The following is a 17,999-nucleotide window of genomic DNA, read 5'->3' on the forward strand; positions in this document are numbered from 1 at the left end:
CGTTGCCGTCGCGGCTCTTTTCGTATCGGATCGTCACGCTGCCGGGCAGCGTAGCGGATCAGCCGTCGTAGTCGGCACCCAGATTCTGGTTGCGCGGCGGGGCGGCGGCGGTGAGGCGCAGCGCCTCTGCCGCGCCGGACAGCGAGCCGACGGCATCGACCTCGTCATCGTCGTCGATCTGCACCTTCTGGAGCGACGAGATGACCGATTCTTCGAGATGGTCGGGGCGCACGCGCTCCTCGGCGATCTCACGGAGAGCGACGACCGGGTTCTTGTCGCGATCGCGGTCGAGCGTCAGATCGGCGCCGCCGGAAATCTGCCGTGCCCGCTGGGCCGCGAACAGCACCAGGTCGAAGCGATTGGAAACCTTGTCGACGCAATCCTCGACGGTGACGCGCGCCATGCCGTGTCCTTCAAATACCCGGGGAATAGGGAGAGCCGTGGCGGCTAGCAGACCGGGCCGGTAAAATCAAGGTTGGCGGGGCGGGGGAGCGGCCGGCGCGAGGAACATGGATCAACCGGGCGTCCCTGCGCGTAATGGAAAGATGGCATCGGTCAATCAAAGTCCTCCGTCTTCCGATATGACACCGCCGCCCGAACAGCCGGTGTTCACGGTGGACGGCAACCGGCTGACGCTGCTGGACACCGGACCGCGCCGGCTGGATGCGCTGGTGGCGTTGATCGAGGGGGCGCGGCGGACGCTGCGGGTGCTGTATTATATCTACGCCGATGACGGCGCGGGCCGGCGCGTGAACGAGGCGCTGATGGCGGCGGCGCGGCGCGGGGTCGATGTGGCGCTCATCATCGACGGGTTCGGCAGCGACGATACCGATGACGACTTCTTCACGCCGCTGCGCGACGCGGGGGTGGACATGTGCCGCTTCGCCGCGAAGTTCGGGCGGCGGTATCTGTTGCGCAATCACCAGAAGCTGGCGCTGGCGGATGCGGAGGACGCGCCGCGGATCATCATCGGCGGCTTCAACGTCGAGGACGATTATTTCGGGACGGCGGCCGAGCAGGCGTGGCGCGATCTGGGCCTGCTGGTCGAGGGACCGGCGGCGGCGCGGATGGCGGCCTATTTCGATGAACTGAAGACCGCGATCGAGCATCCCAACCCGAAGATCAGGCCGCTGAACAAGGCGCTGGCGAAATATAGCGAAACCGAGGGACCGCTGCGCTGGCTGATCGGCGGGCCGACGCGCAAGCTGTCGCCCTGGGCGCGGACGCTGCGCGACGACATGGCGCGGGGGCGGTGCATCGATATGATCGCGGGTTATTTTACGCCGAGCCCGTTGCTGTTGCGCCGGATCGAGCGGGCGGGGCGGGCGAGCAAGCGGGTGCGGATCGTCACGGCGGCGAAATCGGACAACAATGCGACGATCGCGGCGGCGCGCTTCACCTATGCCGGCCTGTTGCGGCGGGGGGTGCAGATGTTCGAGTTTACCCAGACCAAGCTGCATACCAAGCTGTATGTCGTCGACGATGCGGTGCATGTCGGGTCGGCCAATTTCGACATGCGCAGCCTGTTCATCAATCTGGAGCTGATGCTGCGGATCGAGGATGGCGCCTTTGCCGACCATGTCCGGGGGTATGTCGACGGCGAGATCGCGCAGTCGGAGGCGATCACCTGGGACGTGTACAAGGCGCGGACGGGGTGGTGGCAGCGGGTGAAGCAGTTCGGCGCGTACCTGACGCTGGCGGTGGTCGATCCCAGTGTGTCGCGGGGGCTGAATTTCGGGATCGACGAATAGGGGCGGTCGAGTTTGGCATTCACGCGAAGCCGCGAAGCCGCGAAAAGAAACAGGAAGTGATGGTTTCGCGCGGAGGCGCGGAGGACGCAGAGGGGTTGCGCGCCGGGCGGGTCGCTGAAGCGATCGCTGGCGTCATTTGAACGGACAGCGCTGTATGTTCTTGACGCTCTGCGTCCTCCGCGCCTCTGCGCGAAACCATCTTCTTTGCGGCTTCGCGTGAACGGTTCAGCGTGGCGTGGCGAACCAGATGATGTGGCTGGGGCCTTTGCCGTTGCTGCGGGCCTTCACGCCCACTTCGTCGGTGTCGAAGCCGGCGGCGTTCAGGCGGCGGGTGAAGGCGGGGTCGGCGCCGGCGGACCAAACGGCGAGGACGCCGCCGGGTTTGAGCGCGGCGCGGGCGGTGGCGAGGCCGCGCATCGAATAGAGGCGGTCGTTGGCGACGCGGACGAGGCCGTCGGGGCCGTTGTCGACATCGAGCAGGATGGCGTCGTACCGGCCGCGGCCGGCGGCGATGACATCGGCGACGTCGCCGCCGACCAGATCGACGCGGCGGTCGTCTAGGCCGTTCGCGGTGAGTGTCGCCATCGGGCCGCGCGCCCATTCGATGATCTCCGGCACCAGTTCGGCCACCGTCACGCGGGCATCGGGACCGAGCGCGGCCAGGCCGGCGCGCAGGGTAAAGCCCATGCCATAGCCGCCGATCAGCAGATGCGGGGCGGGGCGGCCGCGCAGGCGGTCGCAGGTCATGACCGCCAGCGCCTCTTCCGATCCGCTCATCCGGCTGCTCATCAATTCGTTGCGGTCGAGCACGATCATGAAGTCGCCGCCGCGCCGGAACAGGCGGAGTTCGTTCCCGCCGGGTATCTGCGCGGTGCCGAGCAATTCTCTGGGTGTCATCAGGGGCCGATACAGCAGGGGGCAGCGGGTGGCGAGCATCCTTGTCGGCCGATGGCCGGTCGGGGGTGGAACCATCGGTAGCCGTCGATCGGTTATGGTGCCGCTACGCCTGCAAATCCGGATATTTTGTAGAAACCGGCGTTTTGCCCTATCGGGCGTGTGATGGTGAGCGGCGCCCATGGGTGGGTGTCGCGATTCCCGACCAACGACAGGATCATTTCGTCTCTATGGCTGCCTTCAAGGAACAGAGTTTTCAGGAGCGTAACGCGCTCTCCGCCAAGGCCAAGCAGGCTGCGCTGGACAAGCTGCGCGCGAAGCCGCCCGTCGACGAGGCGGAACTGGCCGAGCGGCGTGCGGCCGCTGCGGCCCGCGAAGAGGAAAAGGCGCGCCTGAGCGCCGAGAAGAAGGCGGCGCGCGAGCAGGAGATCGCCGACAAGAAGGCGCGGGCGGCCGAGGCCGCTGCTGCCGCTGCCGAAGCGGCTGCCGCTGCGGCAGAGGCGGCAAAGCCGTATATTCCGACGATGCCAACCGAAGCCGAGATGAAGGCGGCGCGCGATGCGCGCTATGCCGCCCGCAAGCAGCGCGCCGGCAAGAAATGATGTGAGCGGGTCGGGTCGGCCGTGATAGCCGCCCGCCCGATCTGAGAACGCCGTCATTGCGAGTGTAGCGAAGCAAACCAGTGTCTCACGCGGAGCACTGGGTTGCTTCGCTACGCTCGCAATGACGACGCGTCGGCTTATTCCTTCCAGGCCCAGTAGAGCTGGGCGGGGGGAACGTTCCACCATTCCATATCGTGGTCGATGCGATCCCAATGGGGATCGAGGAAGTCCTTCACCTTCGGGCTGAACTGATACACCAGGAACGCTCCGCCGACCCGCAGCGATGCATGGGTCGCGGCGGCGATCGCCGGGCCGACGCCGGGCGGCAGCGTCGAGAAGGGCAGGCCCGACAGCACGAAGTCGGCATGGGCGAAGCCGCGATCGGCGATGATCTGCGCCACGTCGGCGGCCGATCCCTCGACGGCCTGGAAACGCGGATCGACGATCGTGGCATCGAGATAGCGGATGAAATCGGTGTTGGTGTCGATCGCGATCAGCGTGGCATCGGGTGCCATCCGTTCGAGGATCGGACGGCAGAAGGTGCCGACGCCGGGACCGTACTCCACGAAAAGTTTGCAAGCATCCCAATCGACTCGGGACAGCATCTTGCGAATCAGCTTGTCCGAGGACGGAATGATGGAGCCGACCATCACGGGATGTTTCAGGAAGCCCTGAAAAAACATCTGTGCCGGCGACGGTATCCCGGCGGGGCGGCGCACGCGGCGGGCGGCAGAGGTCGAACTAGCCATCGAAATCCTGTCGATCGTGGTCCCCACACGAACGGCGAGGGTCTCCCCCTTCCGTCGCACAAGTGCCGAACGTGTTGCAAGCCATCGGGTTCATTCCCGCGATGGGACGACAGTACCGGATCGGGCCGATGCAGCCGCTTGGCGCGCTGATCGCGGCGTCATATCATCGATCGACCGCCGCTTGCGTCCCCGTTTCGGGAACGCGCGTTGCCGGCGTGTCGTGTTTCCCCAAGGCGGGAGACGGCCGTGCGATATCATGGCGCGGCGCGCTTCCCTGTAGACGACAGGAGGAGACGATGATGAAAGCCTTGTTCGTGATGGCGGCGCCGTTTGCCGCATTTCTGTGTGCCGCGACGCCCGTCGCCGCGCAAAGCGTATTCGACGGGACATGGAAGGTCGACACCAGCACCGCCCAGTTCGGCGGCAAGCCGATGATCCGCACGCTGAAGGCCGGCAAATATAGCTGCGTGTCCTGCCCCGAACCGTGGACGATCGCAGCGGACGGTGCCTTCCACCCGATCAAGGGCGATCCCTATACCGACGACGTATCGGTGACGGTGATCGATCCGATGACCGTGAAGTTCTCCTATCGCAAGGCCGGCAAGGTCAATGGCGACGAAGTCTGGACGGTATCGTCCGACAAGAATGTCGTGACCCAGAAGGGCGAGGACAGCAGCAGCGGCAACGGCACGCCCGTCACCTATGAAACGCAGCAGACCCGCGTGGCCGCGGCGCCGGCCGGGGCGCACGCGATTTCTGGTAGCTGGCGCGGCAAGAGCGGCGCGACGGTATCCGATTCGGGCACGATGGTGACCTTCAGGACTGAGGGCGACAATCTGACGATGACCTATCCGACCGGCGAGAGCGTGACGGCGCGGTTCGGCGGGCCGGCGGTGACGATGGCCAATGATCCGGGCAACACGATGGTGAAGTTCGTGCGGACCGGCCCATCGTCGTTCGTGTCGACGATGATGCGTGAGGGCAAGGTGGCGAGCGTGACGACGGTGACGGTGAGGCCGGACGGGCGGACGCTCGATTACAGCAACGACAACAAGCGCAACGGATCGACAGCGAAGTTTACGGCGACGAAACAATAAGGGATGGCCGTCCGCCTATGACGGATCGGACGGGACAGGTGGCGGTCGTCTTCCTCTCGCAACGGCGGGCGGGGGACGACGACGCGTATGGCGCGGCGGCAGTGGCGATGGAGGCGCTGGCCGCCGGGCAGCCCGGCTATCGCGGCGTCGACAGCGCGCGCGGGGCGGACGGATTCGGCATCACCGTCAGTTGGTGGGCGGACGAGGCGGCGGCGGTGGCGTGGCGCGGGCATCCGGTTCATGCCGCCATCCGCGATGCGGGGCGGGCGGACTGGTATGAGCGGTACGAGGTTGCGGTGGCGGGGGTGGACCGGTCGTATCGGTGGGCGCGGGGTGGTCTGTCAGAATAGAGGTGGGTTGTTATCCTGATCCTAACCCCCGGCGGAGGCCGGGGAACAGGGTATGTTGGCGACCCGCCCGGATCACTCTTCGGGTGTGACGGGCCGGCTGGGAAACGCGAAGCCGATCGGCTGGATCGAGGCGGCGTCCTGTTTCAGACGGCTGGCCATCTGTTCATAGTCGCGCTCCATTTCCGGTGTCACGCTGGCGCGCGAATCGGTGAGGGCGTGTTCGAAATCGGCCATCGTCACGTCGGTGCTGGTGATCGAGCGGCGCAGCGCGGCGAGACCGGCGCGGCGGGTGACGTCCTCCAGATCGGCGCCGGTGAAGCGGTCGGTGCGGCGCGCGACCTCATCCAGATCGACATCGGACGCCAGGGGCATCTTGGCCGTCTGGATATCGAGGATGCGGCGGCGGCCGGCGGCGCTGGGGACGCCGACATAGACCAGTTCGTCGAAGCGGCCCGGCCGGAGCAGCGCCGGATCGACGAGGTTGGGCCGGTTGGTCGCGCCGATGACGACGACCGATTGCAGTTCCTCCAGCCCGTCCATCTCGGCAAGGATGGTGTTCACCACCCGCTCCGTCACCTGCGGCTCGCCGGCACCGGACCCGCGGGCGGGGACGAGGCTGTCGAGTTCGTCGATGAAGATCACCGTCGGCGCGACCTGACGCGCGCGCTGGAACAGGCGGGCGATCTGCTGTTCGCTTTCGCCATACCATTTCGACAGGAGGTCGGACGATTTGGTGGCGATGAAGTTCGCCTGCGCCTCACGCGCGACCGCCTTGGCGAGCAACGTCTTGCCGGTGCCGGGCGGGCCGTACAGCAGGAAGCCCTTGGCAGGGCGGATGCCCAGGCGGCGGAACGCGTCGGGGTTCTTCAGGGGAAGTTCGACGCCCTCCTTCAACCGTTCCTGCGCAGCGTCGAGGCCGCCGACGTCTTCCCAGCGGACGCGCGGGGCCTCGACCATCACCTCGCGCATCGCACTCGGCTGGACGCGTTTCAGCGCGCCGAGGAAATCCTCGCGGGTGACGGACAGCGTGTCGAGCACCTCGGGCGGAATGGTGCGCTCTTCTAGGTTCAGCTTCGGCATGATGCGGCGCACCGCCTCGATCGCCGCTTCGCGCGCCAGCGCGGCGAGATCGGCGCCGACGAAGCCGTAGGTCGTGCGCGCCAGCTCGGTGAGGTCGACATGATCGCCGAGCGGCATGCCGCGGGTGTGGATGCCAAGAATTTCGCGGCGACCACGCTCGTCGGGCACGCCGACGACGATCTCGCGGTCGAAGCGGCCGGGGCGACGCAACGCCTCGTCGATCGCCTCGGGCCGGTTGGTGGCGGCGATGACGACGATGTTGGCGCGTGATTCGAGGCCGTCCATCAAGGTCAGCAACTGCGCGACGAGGCGTTTCTCGGCCTCGCCCTGCACCTGGCCGCGCTTGGGCGCGATCGAGTCGATCTCGTCGATGAAGACGATCGAAGGGGCGGCCTTGGTCGCTTCCTCGAAGATGTCGCGCAGGCGCGATTCTGACTCGCCATAGGCGGAGCCCATGATCTCGGGACCGTTGATGAGGAAGAACTGCGCGTCCGATTCGTTGGCGACCGCGCGGGCGAGGCGGGTCTTGCCGGTGCCGGGCGGGCCGTGGAGCAACACACCCTTGGGCGGATCGACGCCGAGGCGCTGGAACAATTCCGGGTAGCGGAGCGGCAACTCGACCATCTCGCGCAGGCCGTCGATCGTCTGGGCCATACCGCCGATATCGTCATAGGTGACGTCGGCACGCCTTGCCGCCTGCGGCTCCTCATATTCGGGGCGCAGCTCGATCTCGGTATTCTCGTCGATATGAACGACGCCCTTGGGGCTGGCAGAAACGACCTGGAGGCGGATTTCCTGCAACGCATAGGCTGGCGCGTTCATGAAGCGCTGCACGGTCGGCGGCATGTCCGACACACGTTGATGCCCGGCGGTCGCGACCACGTCACCCTGACAGAAGGGGCGACCGATGAAGGTGCGCTTGAGCGCGTTCGCCGAGCCTTGCAGGCGCAGATTCTGTTGGGCGGGGGCGAAGACGACGCGGGTCGCAGGCTTCGATTCGGCGCGGCGCACCTCGACCACGTCGCCGGAGCCGACGCCGGCATTGGCGCGCTGGAGCCCGTCGATGCGCAGGATGTCGAGGCCCTCGTCCTCCGGGTACGGGCCGACGGCGCGGGCGGGGGTGGATTGCTTGCCGACGATCTCGATGACGTCGCCCTCGCCGATGCCGAGCGCGGCCATCAGCGTGCGGGGCAGATGAGCGAGGCCACGGCCCGAATCCTCGGGCCGGCTGTTCGCCACCTGAATCTTGCGCGTAGGGATGTCGGTATCGGCCATGGGCTTCCTCTTGGACGGCAAGCGTGAGAAGTAGGAAGCCGGTTCCGGTGGTGCGAGGGGGCATGCGACCGGACGCCGTCAAATATGGGGCCGAAATGACGACGGACAAAAAAAGGGCCGGCACAAATGCGCCAGCCCGAATAAGTTTTTAGGAGAGGATGCCTGAAAGGCGTGTTTCTTTTGTCGCCGGCCGGCTTATGTTGCAAGTGCGAAAAGACGATTCATGGTTGCGCTAACTGCAATCGTATGTGCCGGCGGCGAGGAGAGCAATGCGCAGGCTGCCACCTTTAGGATCGATCGAGGCATTCGTGCAGGTCGCGCGATTGGGCTCGATTAAGGCCGCGGCCGAGGAGCTGGCGCTGTCCGCCCCCGCGCTGAGCCGGCGTGTGCAGTCGCTGGAGCGCTTCATCGCGCGCCCACTGTTCGCGCGGCGGCATCAGGCGATGGTGCTGAACGAGGACGGCGAGCGGCTGCTGACCCAGATCGCGCCGGTGCTGGACCAGTTGTCCGATGCGGTCGAGGCGATGAGCGCGGGGTCGGAACTGTTGCGGCTGCGGCTGGGCGTGCTGCCGCTGTTCGCGGCGCAGCGGCTGTTTCCGCATCTGGGCGCGCTGCGCAAGGCGCATCCCGAACTGCATCTGGATATCGACACCGCCGGGCATGGCGTCGCGCGGCTGGGCGAGGGGCTGGACGCGGTGATCGCGCTGGCGCGGGATATCGATCCGTCGCTCTATGCGAAGCGGTTCGACCGGAATTCGGTCTATGTCATCGGCACGCGGGCGCTGGCCGAGGGGCCGCGACCGATCACCCGGCCCGAACAATTATCGGGGCTGACCGCACTGCTGCACCGCGAAATGCCCGATACGATCCAGGCATGGACGATGGCGGCGGGGCTGGGGCCGGTGAAGCCGCTGGCGGTCGATCTGTTCGATTCGGGCGGGTTGATGCTGGAGGCGGTGGCGCAGGGGCTGGGCGTGGCGTTCATGCATGCCAGCCACTTCGAGCACGCCAACGACCCGCGACTGGTGCGGCTGTTCCCCGAGATCGAGGTGGAGAGTCCGTACAGCCACTGGTTCGTGTGTCGTCCACGGGCGTTGCAGTCGAAGCCGGTGAAGCTGTTCCACGACTGGCTGTTCGCCTTGCTGGAGAAGGATCGCGCTGGCTGAGCGCGTCATCCAGATCGGGCCCCGCGGGAAACGGTCAAACGGGTTTTACTACCGGATCGGCCCAAACGCCTGTCATGGTTCGATATCGATCCGCAGACTTCCCTGACCGTCTCGTCGCCTGCCCATCCGGGCCGGTTCGTTACGGAACCAAAACTTTCACTCCCGGTTTTCCGGTGGCCAGAAAAGGAAGTGGATGGATGCGAAAGTTCGGTTCGACGTTGCCAATCGCCCTGCTGACCATGACGACGGCGGCCTGCTCCCCCTCTTCCCCGTCACCGCCGGCCGCGAACGAATCCGCCGCCGCACAGCCGGCGCGGACCGGCGGGGATGTCGGAGCCAGCGCCGCCGCCCCCGTCGCCAGCATTCCCGCCGACCCGCGGACGATCGCCGTCAACGTTCAGGGTGCGGCCCCGGTCGGTGTCACCTTGCGCGTGAAGAGCGTGGAACTGGGTACCGACGCGACGACGCTCGATGTCAGTGCGTCTTATGGCGGTACGATCACCAACAGTCTCGAACTGGCCGGCAACGGCACCTACCTGCTGGCGGCCAATGGCGATCGCCTGATGCTGAAGCCGCCACAGGACAACCAGTCGCTGCGCATCACGCGTGGCCAGACGATGGACGGCAAGCTGGTGTTCCTCGGTGCGGTGGCGCCGAATGCGAAATCGATCAAGCTGGTGGTAAACGACAATAACGACGGCAACAGCATCATCTCGCCGGGGTTGACGATGGTCATCCCGCTGGACGGTACGGCACGGTGATGCGGCCCGCCATGGTGCGGCGTGTCGGCGCGGGGGCATGGGTGTCCGCCGCCTGTGTCCTGACGCTGGCCGGGTGCGACAGCCGCCCGGCACCGCGCAGCCTGAAGGACGAGACGAGCAGTTTTCGCCTCGTCGTCGATGCCCCGGAAAGCCGCCTGACGCTGATCGGCACAGACAGTGCCGGCGGGGCGGCGGGGCCGGAGAGCAGCTTCGCCCCGGCCGAGGAACGCGCCTCGGTATTCCGGGCCGCCGAGGTGGCGCCCGACCGGCTTGCCCTGACCGAAAACCTGCTGTCCGAACTCCATGCGCGGCAGGCGGGAGACCGGTCGATCGTGATCGACCTGCCGGCCGATATCCTGTTCGATTTCGACAAGGCCAGTCTGCGGCCCGATGCCGAACAGTCGCTGCGCAAGGCGGCCGAGCTGCTGGGCAGCTATCCCGCCGCGCCCGTGAAGGTGAACGGACATACCGATGGCAAAGGCACCGATGCCTATAACGATCCACTGTCGTTGCGGCGGGCGCAGGCAGTGGCGGCGTGGCTGAAACGCAACGGCGGTCGTGATGCGACGGTGGCGGGGCTGGGCAAGCGCCAGCCCGTGGCGGGCAATGCGAAGCCCGATGGCAGCGACGATCCGGATGGCCGCCAGCGGAATCGCCGGGTGGAAATCGTCATCCAGCCCGCCGCCGCTGGTGCAACGGGAGAGTAGGACGACATGGCCCTGATCGCGTGTCCGGAATGCCGGCAGAGCGTATCGGATATGGCGCCCGCCTGTCCGCGCTGCGGCTATCCCGTCGCGGGGTCGCCGCGATCGGCTCGTGGCGTCGACGGTGGCGTCGTCGGCAAGGCCGTGGGTGCGATCGGCGGGTGGCTGATCGTGCCGTGGATCGCCCGCATGGTGGCGATGGCGATGTTTTGTATCGTGCTGACCGTGATGTTTTTGAAAGGGCGCGGCTGAAACGGCTGCCACCCGCCGCGCGCGTGAGGCGCGGCGGGTGGCAGGAACGTCAGGCGGCGCGCATCTTGACGATCTTGCCCGGCTCGCGCGGGGGTTCGCCCTTGGGGAGGGCGTCGATCAGTTCCATGCCGTCGGTGACTTGGCCCCAGACGGTGTACTGCTTGTCGAGGAAGCGGGCGTCGTCGAATACGACGAAGAACTGCGAGTTCGCCGTGTCCGGCTGGTTCGTACGCGCCATCGAGCAGACGCCGCGGACATGCGGTTCGGCGGAAAATTCGGCCTTCAGGTTCGGCTTGTCGCTGCCGTGCATACCGGTGCCGGTGGGATCGCCGCCCTGCGCCATGAAGCCGGGGATGACGCGGTGGAAGACGACGCCGTCGTAGAAGCCGTCGTTCGCCAACTCGACGATCCGCTCGACATGCTTGGGGGCGAGATCGGGACGCAGCTTGATCGTCACGTCGCCGCCGTCGAGCGTCATCGTCAGCGTTTCGGGGGTATCGGCCATGGTGGAAACTCCTGTGTTATAATTCCGTGCGGCGGCAGATAGGTACGCATTCGACGACTGGCAAATGATGCTGCATCGCGATAGGGCGACCGGGCGCGAACGACAGGGGAGGCGGCGATGAGCACCAGCGAGCTTCCCGACATCGAGGTCGAGACCGAAACCGAGCTGGACGAGGACGATCACCTGCGTCCGGAATTCATCCGGGCGGTGCTGGACGCGGTGGCGGACGGCAATGACGAGGAAGCGCGCTCGCTGGTCGAGCCGCTGCACCCCGCCGATCTGGCCGATCTGTTCGAGCTGACGCCGGGCGAACAGCGCGCGGCGCTGGCGCGCGCGGTCGCCTCGCTGCTGGACGCCGACGTGTTCGCCGAGATGAACGATTATGTCCGCGAGGACCTGATCGACGCGCTCGAACCGCATGAGATCGCCGATCTGGCCGCAGAGCTGGATACCGACGACGCGGTCGCGATCATCGAGGACATGGACGAGGACGAGCAGCGCGCGGTGCTGCGCGCGCTCGACCCCGACGATCGCGCCGCGATCGAGGAGGCGCTGTCCTATCCGGAGGAATCCGCCGGCCGCCTGATGCAGCGCGAGCTGATCGCGGTGCCGGAGCACTGGACCGTCGGCGACGTCATCACCTATTTGCGCGGCCACGAGGAACTGACCACGGATTTCTGGGAAATCTTCGTGGTCGATCCCTCGCACAGGCCGGTCGGCACCTGTGCGCTGTCGTGGATACTGCGCACGCCGCACTGGGTGCCGGTGGCCGATGTGATGGCGCGCGAGCAGACGCTGATCCCGGTCGACATGGATCAGGAAGAGGTTGCGCTGCGGTTCCAGAAATACGCGCTGATCTCCGCCGCCGTCACCGATGGCGGCGGGCGGCTGGTCGGCATGATTACCGTCGACGACGTCGTCCACATCATCCAGCAGGAGGCGGGCGAGGACGTGCTGCGCCTGTCGGGCGCGGGCGAGGGCGACATCAACGAGCCGATCCGCCTCACGGTGCGGACGCGGCTGACGTGGCTGGTGGTCAATCTGGGCACGGCGATGGTCGCGGCCTCGGTCGTCGGACTGTTCCAGGGGACGATATCGCGGTTCGCGCTGCTCGCGGTGCTGATGCCGATCGTGTCGGGGATGGGCGGCAATGCCGGCACGCAGACGCTGGCGGTGGTCGTCCGTGCGTTGGCGACCAACCAGCTGACATCGTCGAACACGACGCGGATGATCGTGCGCGAATTGCGGATCGCGGCGGCCAACGGCCTGTCGCTCGGCCTGCTGATCGGGGTGGGGACATTCGTGGTGTTCGGTAACCGCGATCTGTCGCTGGTGATCGCGCTGGCGATGGTCATCAACAATCTTGTCGCCGGGCTGGCCGGCGTTGTCGTGCCGGTGACGCTGGACCGGTTCCGTGTCGATCCGGCGGTGTCGTCGGCGGTGTTCGTGACGACGTTGACCGATACGATGGGCTTCTTCGCGTTCCTCGGCCTCGCGTCGCTGGCGGGGCTGGGCGCTTGATCGCGGGCCGGCCATGCCCAGATGGGCTGGCATGGCGCTTCATCTGACCAAAGTGGCGTTCGGCGCGACCAGCGTCGAGCATCTGGCCGAACGGCTGCGGATGCGCGCGGCGGAAGGCGGCATGTACCTGACGACGCGCTATCTGCCCAAGCGGCATGAGGAGATCACGGGGCAAGGTTCGCTGTTCTGGATCATCAAGCATCAACTGGTAGCGCGGTCGCCGATCCTGTCGTTCGGCGAGGCGGAGGGCGGGCGCGTGGCGATCCACCTCGATCCCGAACTGGTACTGGTGCAGGCACGGCCGAAACGCGCGCATCAGGGCTGGCGCTATCTGGAAGAAGCGGATGCGCCGGTCGATCTGGGTGGCGACGGAACCGGGATCGCCGAGATGCCGGCGGCATTGATGGGGAAGCTGGCGGAGCTGGCGTTGATTTGAGGGGCGGTGGCTTTCGGGCGGCAGCTCTCGGGGCGATCCCCCTCCACCATCGGCCTGCGGCCGACGGTCCCCCTCCCCGCAAAGCGGGGAGGATTTTATGTAGGCGTGCCGTCGCTGGTGTATTTCATTTCTAAATAGCGGCTGCGGGTCTGCAAGGAGTCGAGGTCGCCTTGGGCCAGTCGTTCGGTCATGGCGGCGATCTCGCGTTCGATGACGGAGAGGCCGTCCACCAGCGCGGCGTCGGGGGTGCGGCCGTTGCGGTCGGTGCGGCGCAGGGGTTCGGGGACGCGGGCGTAATCGTCGACGAAGGCCGGTAGTTGCTCGCCGACGAGGCGACGGATTTCCAGCGCCGATTCGCTGTTGGCATCGACGCGGGCGAGTTGCGGGGCGAGCGTGCCGAGGCGGTCGCCGATGCGATCGACCAGATGTTGGGCGGGGGCGGGGAGCAGACGCCGCTGGGCGTGGAGCCAGCGTTCGGTCTGCGCGGGGAGTGCCTTGATATCGACGGTCTTCAGCTTTTCCGGCGGGGGCGCGCGGTCGCTGGCGGCGGGGAGGACCGCGAACAGCACGGCGACGCCGACGAGCGCGACCAGCGTCAGGAATACACCCATGATGCCGATGCCGGTCGGAAGGATCAGGCCGGCAACGAACGCCGCGACGAGGACCGCCAGCATCGCCAGCGCGATCCGCTTCATCCGGCGCGCGCCCTGACCGCGCGTCCGCATGGCGCGGCGCGGCGCGGCGGGCTGGCCGCCGGTGTCCGAGATGCGCGACCAGGAAGCGCGCGCGGCGGCGATCGCGTCGTCGACCTCGCTCATGCGATTACAGCGCCTCCAATCGGTACTGGTCGGATGGACCCTTCAGCGCGCCCTGCGAGGCGCCCTCGGCGCGAGCGATATAGCCGCGCGATTTCTCGACCTCGTTGCCCAGCGTGTTGACGGTGGTCTTCATCGAATCGAGCGCCTTCATCTTGAACGTGTCGATCGCGTCCATCGTGTCGTAGATGTTCTGGAACGCGCGTTGCAGCGTTTCGATCGGGATCGTCGCGCTGGCCGCCTGTTCGTGGATGCGGGCGGTGTTCTCCTTCAGCAGCTTGCCGGTCGAATCGATGATGTTGGCGGTGGTGGTGTTCAGCTGCGTGATCTGTTCGAGCACCAGTTTCTGGTTGGTCAGCGCCTGCGCCACGGTGACGGCGGTACGGAGCGCGGCGACGGTGGTGGTGGAGGCGCGATCGACGCCCTTCACCAGTTCGACATTGTTCTTCTTGACCAGATCGAGCGCCAGATAGCCCTGCACCGTAACCGCCATCTGGGTCAGCAGGTCCTGCGTCCGCTGGCGGGTGTAGAACAGCGCGGTTTCACGGATCGCCTTGGCCTTGGCGGGATCGGTGTGATCCAGGTCGTTGGCCTTGTCTTCCAGCTTGGCGTCCATCGTCTGCGACAGGTGGATCATCTGTTCGAGGCGACCCATCGCCGCCCACAGGTTCGCGCGTTCGGTATCGATCGCGGCGTTGTCCATCAGCAGCTCGTCCTTGCCGCTGGCGAGGCTCTTCAGGATCGAACTGATATGCGTCTGCGACGATTTATAGCCGTCGAAATAGTTACGCATCCTGTTGCCGAACGGGATGATGCCGAACAGCTTTTGCGGGGTGGTCAGGTTGCCCTTCTTGCCGGGATCGAGATCCTCGACCACGCGGCGCAGTTCGGCGAGATCCTTGCCGACGCCGGTGTCCTGATCCATCGCTTTTACCGGGCGATCGAGGAAGCGGTTGGACTGGCCGGCGGCCTCGCGGATTTCCTTGGCGCCCATCGCCGTGATCGCATCGACGCGGCGGCCGAATTCGGGGCTGTTCACATCCTGCGCGACGAGATCGGCGACGAAGGTATCGACGCGGGACGCCAGTTCGGTCTTCTTGCCGTCGTCCACGGGGACGAGGCCGGCGGCCTTGGCGGCGGTGACGGTGGGCACCGGATCGGGCGGCGTCAGCACCAGTTCTTTTTCGGCCGTGGTCGTCTCGACGCTCATATCACCGTCCCGCTGCGAAATGTGTCGTCAAAATGCGCGGGCGGCGACGGGAAGACAAGTGCCATGTCGAAGTAATACACATGAAAGGGCAGGGCCGGTCCCCGAATGGGCGGGGGAACCGGCCCGTTCGGTCAGGCGAAACGGATGCTCGGGCGGCGGCGCAGACGCAGGGTCATGCCGATCGCGGCCATTCCCATGAACATCATCGCCCAACTGGCCGGTTCGGGCACCGCGGCGGTCAGCATGGCGTTGTCCGGCGCGAAATCGGTGACGAAGGTTCCAGCGCCGACGCCGTTACGCGGCCAGAGGTTCCAACTGTAATCCTGCACCGCGAACCCGGTGCTGGCGAACAGCGTGCCAGACACCGCCAGCGAAAACGCGTTGCCGGCGATCGTCGCGGTCAGCGGATTGGCGCCGACCACGGCCGTGCCGTCCTTGTTGACGCGGACGACCTGATTGAAGCGGACATTGGGGGCGCCGAGGGCGGCGAACGGAGCATTGGTGCCGGTACCGGTGTTGACGCCGATGATGTAGACCCCCGCGGTCGTCGCATCGATCGCGCCCGCCATGGTCGCGCCCAGTGTGAAGACGTTGGTGACGGCGTTATAGTCGACGGTGAACGACGTGACGTCGAGATCGGCGGCCGCGCCGACATAACCGGGCGAAAAGTCGCCGGTCGGATCGACGACCGTGGCCGCCTGTGCTGCCGGTGCAACCAGCATGGCGGCCATCATAGTGGTTAGATAGAGCGTCTTCATGACAATCTCCCCGAAGCGTCAGCCCATGGGAAATGGATTTTCCGAGCGGCAACAGCTCCAGATCGGATTTAATCCTGATTAACCATGACGGCAACGATCCCCGGCGTCGCTTGCGGTCGTCGTTGCAGCGCACAAATTGATGCCCTTCCCGAAAAGCGTCAGTTCGGCTATGGCCCCACGCAATTATAGCCCCAGACATTCAGGATTCCTCATGAGCCTCCGCAACGTGGCGATCATCGCGCACGTCGATCATGGTAAAACCACCCTGGTCGATCAGCTCTTTCGCCAGTCCGGCACGTTCCGCGACAACCAGCGCATCGAAGAGCGCGCCATGGATTCGAACGACCTCGAAAAGGAGCGCGGGATCACGATCCTCGCCAAGCCGACGTCGGTCGACTGGACCCCGCCGGGCGCGAGCGAATCGATCCGCATCAACATCGTCGACACCCCCGGCCACGCCGATTTCGGCGGCGAGGTGGAGCGCATCCTGAGCATGGTCGACGGCGTCGTCCTGCTGGTCGATTCGTCGGAAGGCGCGATGCCGCAGACGAAGTTCGTGACGGGCAAGGCGCTGGCGCTGGGCCTGAAGCCGATCGTCGTCGTCAACAAGGTCGACCGCAGCGACGCGCGCATCCAGGAAGTGCTGGACGAGGTGTTCGACCTGTTCGTGTCGCTGGACGCCAATGACGAGCAGCTCGATTTCCCGGTGCTCTATGCATCGGGCCGCAACGGTTACGCCTCGACCGACATGGACGCGCGCGAAGGCACGCTGATCCCGATGTTCGAGACGATCGTTTCGCACGTTCCCGCGCCGAAGGTCGAAGTAGAGGGCGTGCCCTTCACGTTCCTGGTCACGCTGCTCGACCGCGATCCGTTCCTGGGCCGTATCCTGACCGGTCGCGTCAATTCGGGCACGATCAAGATCAACCAGCCGATCCATGCGCTGGGTGACGACGGCACGATCATCGAAACCGGCCGCGCGTCGAAGATCCTGTCGTTCCACGGGCTCGACCGCGTTCCCGTCGAAGAGGCCAAGGCAGGCGATATCATCAGCCTGGCCGGCCTGTCGGTCGCGACCGTCGCCAACACGATCGCCGACATCACCGTGACCGAGGCGCTGCACGCACAGCCGATCGATCCGCCGACGCTGTCGATGCGGTTCGCGGTGAACGATTCGCCGATGGCGGGTCGTGAGGGCACCAAGGTGACGTCGCGCATGATCCGCGACCGCCTGTTCCGCGAAGCCGAATCGAACGTCGCCGTGAAGGTGACCGAAGCGTCCGACCGCGACAGCTTCGAGGTCGCGGGCCGCGGCGAGTTGCAGCTCGGCGTGCTGATCGAGACGATGCGCCGCGAGGGTTTCGAACTGGGCATCTCGCGTCCGCGCGTGCTGTTCGGCGAGGACGAGAACGGCCAGAAGACCGAGCCGTACGAGACCGTCATCATCGACGTCGACGACGAGCATTCGGGCACGGTCGTCGAGAAGATGAACCTGCGCAAGGCGGAGTTGACCGACATGCGTCCGTCGACCGGCGGCAAGACGCGCATCACCTTCTCCGCCCCCTCGCGCGGCATGATCGGGTATCACGGCGAGTTCCTGTCGGACACGCGCGGCACCGGCATCATGAACCGGCTGTTCGAAAAGTACGGTCCCCACAAGGGCAAGATCGAAGGCCGCAAGAACGGCGTGCTGATCTCGAACGGCACGGGTGAAGCCAACAACTACGCACTGGGTCCGCTGGAAGAACGCGGCATCTTGTTCGTGGGTCACGGCGAAGCGCTGTACGAGGGCATGATCGTCGGCGAGAACGCCAAGCCCGATGACCTCGAAGTCAACCCGATGAAGACCAAGGCGCTGACCAACTTCCGCGCCTCGGGCGGCAAGGACGATCAGGTGCGCCTGACCCCGCCGAAGCGCGCGACGCTGGAGCAGGCGATCGCGTACATCGACGACGACGAGATGGTCGAGGTGACGCCGAAGTCGATCCGGCTGCGCAAGCGCTATCTGGACGCGAACGAGCGCAAGAAGGCGAGCCGCGCGAAGCAGGCCGCGTAAGGCGGGCCGGGCAAGGC

19 protein-coding genes are annotated in these 17,999 nt (G+C 66.2%); 11 read left to right on the top strand and 8 right to left on the bottom strand.

Going from position 1 to position 17,999, the window contains the following annotated elements:
- Nucleotides 1-58 precede the first annotated feature (58 nt).
- Nucleotides 59-403: a DNA-directed RNA polymerase subunit omega gene (gene rpoZ / locus JAO74_RS12960; protein WP_056529942.1), complete on the bottom strand. Its 345-nt coding sequence runs from the start codon at nt 401-403 to the stop codon at nt 59-61.
- Nucleotides 404-581: 178 nt separating this feature from the next.
- Here rpoZ and JAO74_RS12965 point away from each other — a divergent pair, with 178 nt between their 5' ends.
- Nucleotides 582-1,751, top strand: coding sequence for a phospholipase D-like domain-containing protein (locus tag JAO74_RS12965; RefSeq protein ID WP_199038693.1), 1,170 nt, complete (start codon nt 582-584; stop codon nt 1,749-1,751).
- Between the two features lie 225 nt (nt 1,752-1,976).
- On the opposite strand, the gene JAO74_RS12970 is transcribed toward JAO74_RS12965, so the two are convergent.
- Nucleotides 1,977-2,648 (bottom strand): spermidine synthase, encoded by a 672-nt coding sequence (locus JAO74_RS12970; RefSeq protein ID WP_199038695.1) that lies wholly within the window; start codon nt 2,646-2,648, stop codon nt 1,977-1,979.
- Between the two features lie 227 nt (nt 2,649-2,875).
- Between JAO74_RS12970 and JAO74_RS12975 the strand changes: the two genes are divergently transcribed.
- Nucleotides 2,876-3,247 (top strand): DUF6481 family protein, encoded by a 372-nt coding sequence (locus JAO74_RS12975; RefSeq protein ID WP_056530568.1) that lies wholly within the window; start codon nt 2,876-2,878, stop codon nt 3,245-3,247.
- A gap of 137 nt (nt 3,248-3,384) precedes the next feature.
- Here JAO74_RS12975 and JAO74_RS12980 read toward each other — a convergent pair whose 3' ends face one another.
- Nucleotides 3,385-3,996, bottom strand: coding sequence for a class I SAM-dependent methyltransferase (locus tag JAO74_RS12980; protein WP_199038697.1), 612 nt, complete (start codon nt 3,994-3,996; stop codon nt 3,385-3,387).
- Between the two features lie 299 nt (nt 3,997-4,295).
- On the opposite strand from JAO74_RS12980, the gene JAO74_RS12985 reads away from it, so the two are divergent.
- The gene (locus JAO74_RS12985; RefSeq protein WP_233150986.1) at nt 4,296-5,093 is read left to right on the top strand and encodes a hypothetical protein; all 798 of its coding nucleotides are present in this window, start codon (nt 4,296-4,298) and stop codon (nt 5,091-5,093) included.
- 17 nt (nt 5,094-5,110) lie between these two features.
- Nucleotides 5,111-5,443: an antibiotic biosynthesis monooxygenase family protein gene (locus tag JAO74_RS12990; RefSeq protein ID WP_199038703.1), complete on the top strand. Its 333-nt coding sequence runs from the start codon at nt 5,111-5,113 to the stop codon at nt 5,441-5,443.
- Between the two features lie 72 nt (nt 5,444-5,515).
- On the opposite strand, the gene JAO74_RS12995 is transcribed toward JAO74_RS12990, so the two are convergent.
- Nucleotides 5,516-7,798 (bottom strand): CDC48 family AAA ATPase, encoded by a 2,283-nt coding sequence (locus JAO74_RS12995; protein WP_199038706.1) that lies wholly within the window; start codon nt 7,796-7,798, stop codon nt 5,516-5,518.
- A 269-nt stretch (nt 7,799-8,067) separates the two neighbouring features.
- On the opposite strand from JAO74_RS12995, the gene JAO74_RS13000 reads away from it, so the two are divergent.
- From JAO74_RS13000 to JAO74_RS13015, 4 genes are all read left to right on the top strand, one after another.
- The gene (locus tag JAO74_RS13000) at nt 8,068-8,964 is read left to right on the top strand and encodes a LysR substrate-binding domain-containing protein (protein WP_199038709.1); all 897 of its coding nucleotides are present in this window, start codon (nt 8,068-8,070) and stop codon (nt 8,962-8,964) included.
- Between the two features lie 197 nt (nt 8,965-9,161).
- Complete coding sequence (locus JAO74_RS13005) at nt 9,162-9,725, top strand: hypothetical protein (protein WP_199038712.1); 564 nt, start codon at nt 9,162-9,164, stop codon at nt 9,723-9,725.
- Entirely contained in the window at nt 9,725-10,432 is a 708-nt protein-coding gene (locus tag JAO74_RS13010) for an OmpA family protein (RefSeq protein ID WP_233151006.1), read from the top strand. The genes JAO74_RS13005 and JAO74_RS13010 overlap by 1 nt, the downstream gene beginning before the upstream one ends.
- A gap of 6 nt (nt 10,433-10,438) precedes the next feature.
- Nucleotides 10,439-10,681 (top strand): hypothetical protein, encoded by a 243-nt coding sequence (locus JAO74_RS13015; protein ID WP_199038715.1) that lies wholly within the window; start codon nt 10,439-10,441, stop codon nt 10,679-10,681.
- Between the two features lie 49 nt (nt 10,682-10,730).
- Here JAO74_RS13015 and JAO74_RS13020 read toward each other — a convergent pair whose 3' ends face one another.
- Entirely contained in the window at nt 10,731-11,186 is a 456-nt protein-coding gene (locus tag JAO74_RS13020) for a peptidylprolyl isomerase (protein WP_056530570.1), read from the bottom strand.
- Between the two features lie 117 nt (nt 11,187-11,303).
- On the opposite strand from JAO74_RS13020, the gene mgtE reads away from it, so the two are divergent.
- Together mgtE and JAO74_RS13030 are read left to right on the top strand one after the other, a co-directional pair.
- On the top strand, nt 11,304-12,707 hold the full coding sequence (mgtE, locus tag JAO74_RS13025; RefSeq protein WP_199038718.1) for a magnesium transporter: 1,404 nt from the start codon (nt 11,304-11,306) through the stop codon (nt 12,705-12,707).
- Between the two features lie 31 nt (nt 12,708-12,738).
- Nucleotides 12,739-13,143, top strand: coding sequence for a DUF1489 family protein (locus JAO74_RS13030; protein WP_199038721.1), 405 nt, complete (start codon nt 12,739-12,741; stop codon nt 13,141-13,143).
- 95 nt (nt 13,144-13,238) lie between these two features.
- On the opposite strand, the gene JAO74_RS13035 is transcribed toward JAO74_RS13030, so the two are convergent.
- From JAO74_RS13035 to JAO74_RS13045, 3 genes are all read right to left on the bottom strand, one after another.
- The gene (locus JAO74_RS13035; protein ID WP_199038724.1) at nt 13,239-13,961 is read right to left on the bottom strand and encodes a hypothetical protein; all 723 of its coding nucleotides are present in this window, start codon (nt 13,959-13,961) and stop codon (nt 13,239-13,241) included.
- Nucleotides 13,962-13,965: 4 nt separating this feature from the next.
- Nucleotides 13,966-15,168 carry a toxic anion resistance protein gene (locus JAO74_RS13040; protein WP_199038727.1) on the bottom strand — a complete coding sequence of 401 codons (1,203 nt, stop codon included), beginning with the start codon at nt 15,166-15,168 and terminating at the stop codon, nt 13,966-13,968.
- 131 nt (nt 15,169-15,299) lie between these two features.
- Nucleotides 15,300-15,926 carry a PEPxxWA-CTERM sorting domain-containing protein gene (locus JAO74_RS13045; RefSeq protein WP_233150987.1) on the bottom strand — a complete coding sequence of 209 codons (627 nt, stop codon included), beginning with the start codon at nt 15,924-15,926 and terminating at the stop codon, nt 15,300-15,302.
- Nucleotides 15,927-16,137: 211 nt separating this feature from the next.
- On the opposite strand from JAO74_RS13045, the gene typA reads away from it, so the two are divergent.
- Entirely contained in the window at nt 16,138-17,982 is a 1,845-nt protein-coding gene (gene typA, locus JAO74_RS13050) for a translational GTPase TypA (protein ID WP_199038730.1), read from the top strand.
- Nucleotides 17,983-17,999 lie beyond the last annotated feature (17 nt).

Source organism: Sphingomonas mollis, assembly GCF_016427505.1.
In the GTDB taxonomy this organism is placed as follows: Bacteria; Pseudomonadota; Alphaproteobacteria; order Sphingomonadales; family Sphingomonadaceae; genus Sphingomonas; species Sphingomonas mollis.

Bases quoted from the DNA above. Each gene is read 5' to 3' on its own strand.
- rpoZ (WP_056529942.1), bottom strand. From the start codon at position 403: ATGGCGCGCGTCACCGTCGAGGATTGCGTCGACAAGGTTTCCAATCGC.
- JAO74_RS12965 (WP_199038693.1), top strand. From the start codon at position 582: ATGACACCGCCGCCCGAACAGCCGGTGTTCACGGTGGACGGCAACCGG.
- JAO74_RS12970 (WP_199038695.1), bottom strand. From the start codon at position 2,648: ATGACACCCAGAGAATTGCTCGGCACCGCGCAGATACCCGGCGGGAAC.
- JAO74_RS12975 (WP_056530568.1), top strand. From the start codon at position 2,876: ATGGCTGCCTTCAAGGAACAGAGTTTTCAGGAGCGTAACGCGCTCTCC.
- JAO74_RS12980 (WP_199038697.1), bottom strand. From the start codon at position 3,996: ATGGCTAGTTCGACCTCTGCCGCCCGCCGCGTGCGCCGCCCCGCCGGG.
- JAO74_RS12985 (WP_233150986.1), top strand. From the start codon at position 4,296: ATGAAAGCCTTGTTCGTGATGGCGGCGCCGTTTGCCGCATTTCTGTGT.
- JAO74_RS12990 (WP_199038703.1), top strand. From the start codon at position 5,111: ATGACGGATCGGACGGGACAGGTGGCGGTCGTCTTCCTCTCGCAACGG.
- JAO74_RS12995 (WP_199038706.1), bottom strand. From the start codon at position 7,798: ATGGCCGATACCGACATCCCTACGCGCAAGATTCAGGTGGCGAACAGC.
- JAO74_RS13000 (WP_199038709.1), top strand. From the start codon at position 8,068: ATGCGCAGGCTGCCACCTTTAGGATCGATCGAGGCATTCGTGCAGGTC.
- JAO74_RS13005 (WP_199038712.1), top strand. From the start codon at position 9,162: ATGCGAAAGTTCGGTTCGACGTTGCCAATCGCCCTGCTGACCATGACG.
- JAO74_RS13010 (WP_233151006.1), top strand. From the start codon at position 9,725: ATGCGGCCCGCCATGGTGCGGCGTGTCGGCGCGGGGGCATGGGTGTCC.
- JAO74_RS13015 (WP_199038715.1), top strand. From the start codon at position 10,439: ATGGCCCTGATCGCGTGTCCGGAATGCCGGCAGAGCGTATCGGATATG.
- JAO74_RS13020 (WP_056530570.1), bottom strand. From the start codon at position 11,186: ATGGCCGATACCCCCGAAACGCTGACGATGACGCTCGACGGCGGCGAC.
- mgtE (WP_199038718.1), top strand. From the start codon at position 11,304: ATGAGCACCAGCGAGCTTCCCGACATCGAGGTCGAGACCGAAACCGAG.
- JAO74_RS13030 (WP_199038721.1), top strand. From the start codon at position 12,739: ATGGCGCTTCATCTGACCAAAGTGGCGTTCGGCGCGACCAGCGTCGAG.
- JAO74_RS13035 (WP_199038724.1), bottom strand. From the start codon at position 13,961: ATGAGCGAGGTCGACGACGCGATCGCCGCCGCGCGCGCTTCCTGGTCG.
- JAO74_RS13040 (WP_199038727.1), bottom strand. From the start codon at position 15,168: ATGAGCGTCGAGACGACCACGGCCGAAAAAGAACTGGTGCTGACGCCG.
- JAO74_RS13045 (WP_233150987.1), bottom strand. From the start codon at position 15,926: ATGAAGACGCTCTATCTAACCACTATGATGGCCGCCATGCTGGTTGCA.
- typA (WP_199038730.1), top strand. From the start codon at position 16,138: ATGAGCCTCCGCAACGTGGCGATCATCGCGCACGTCGATCATGGTAAA.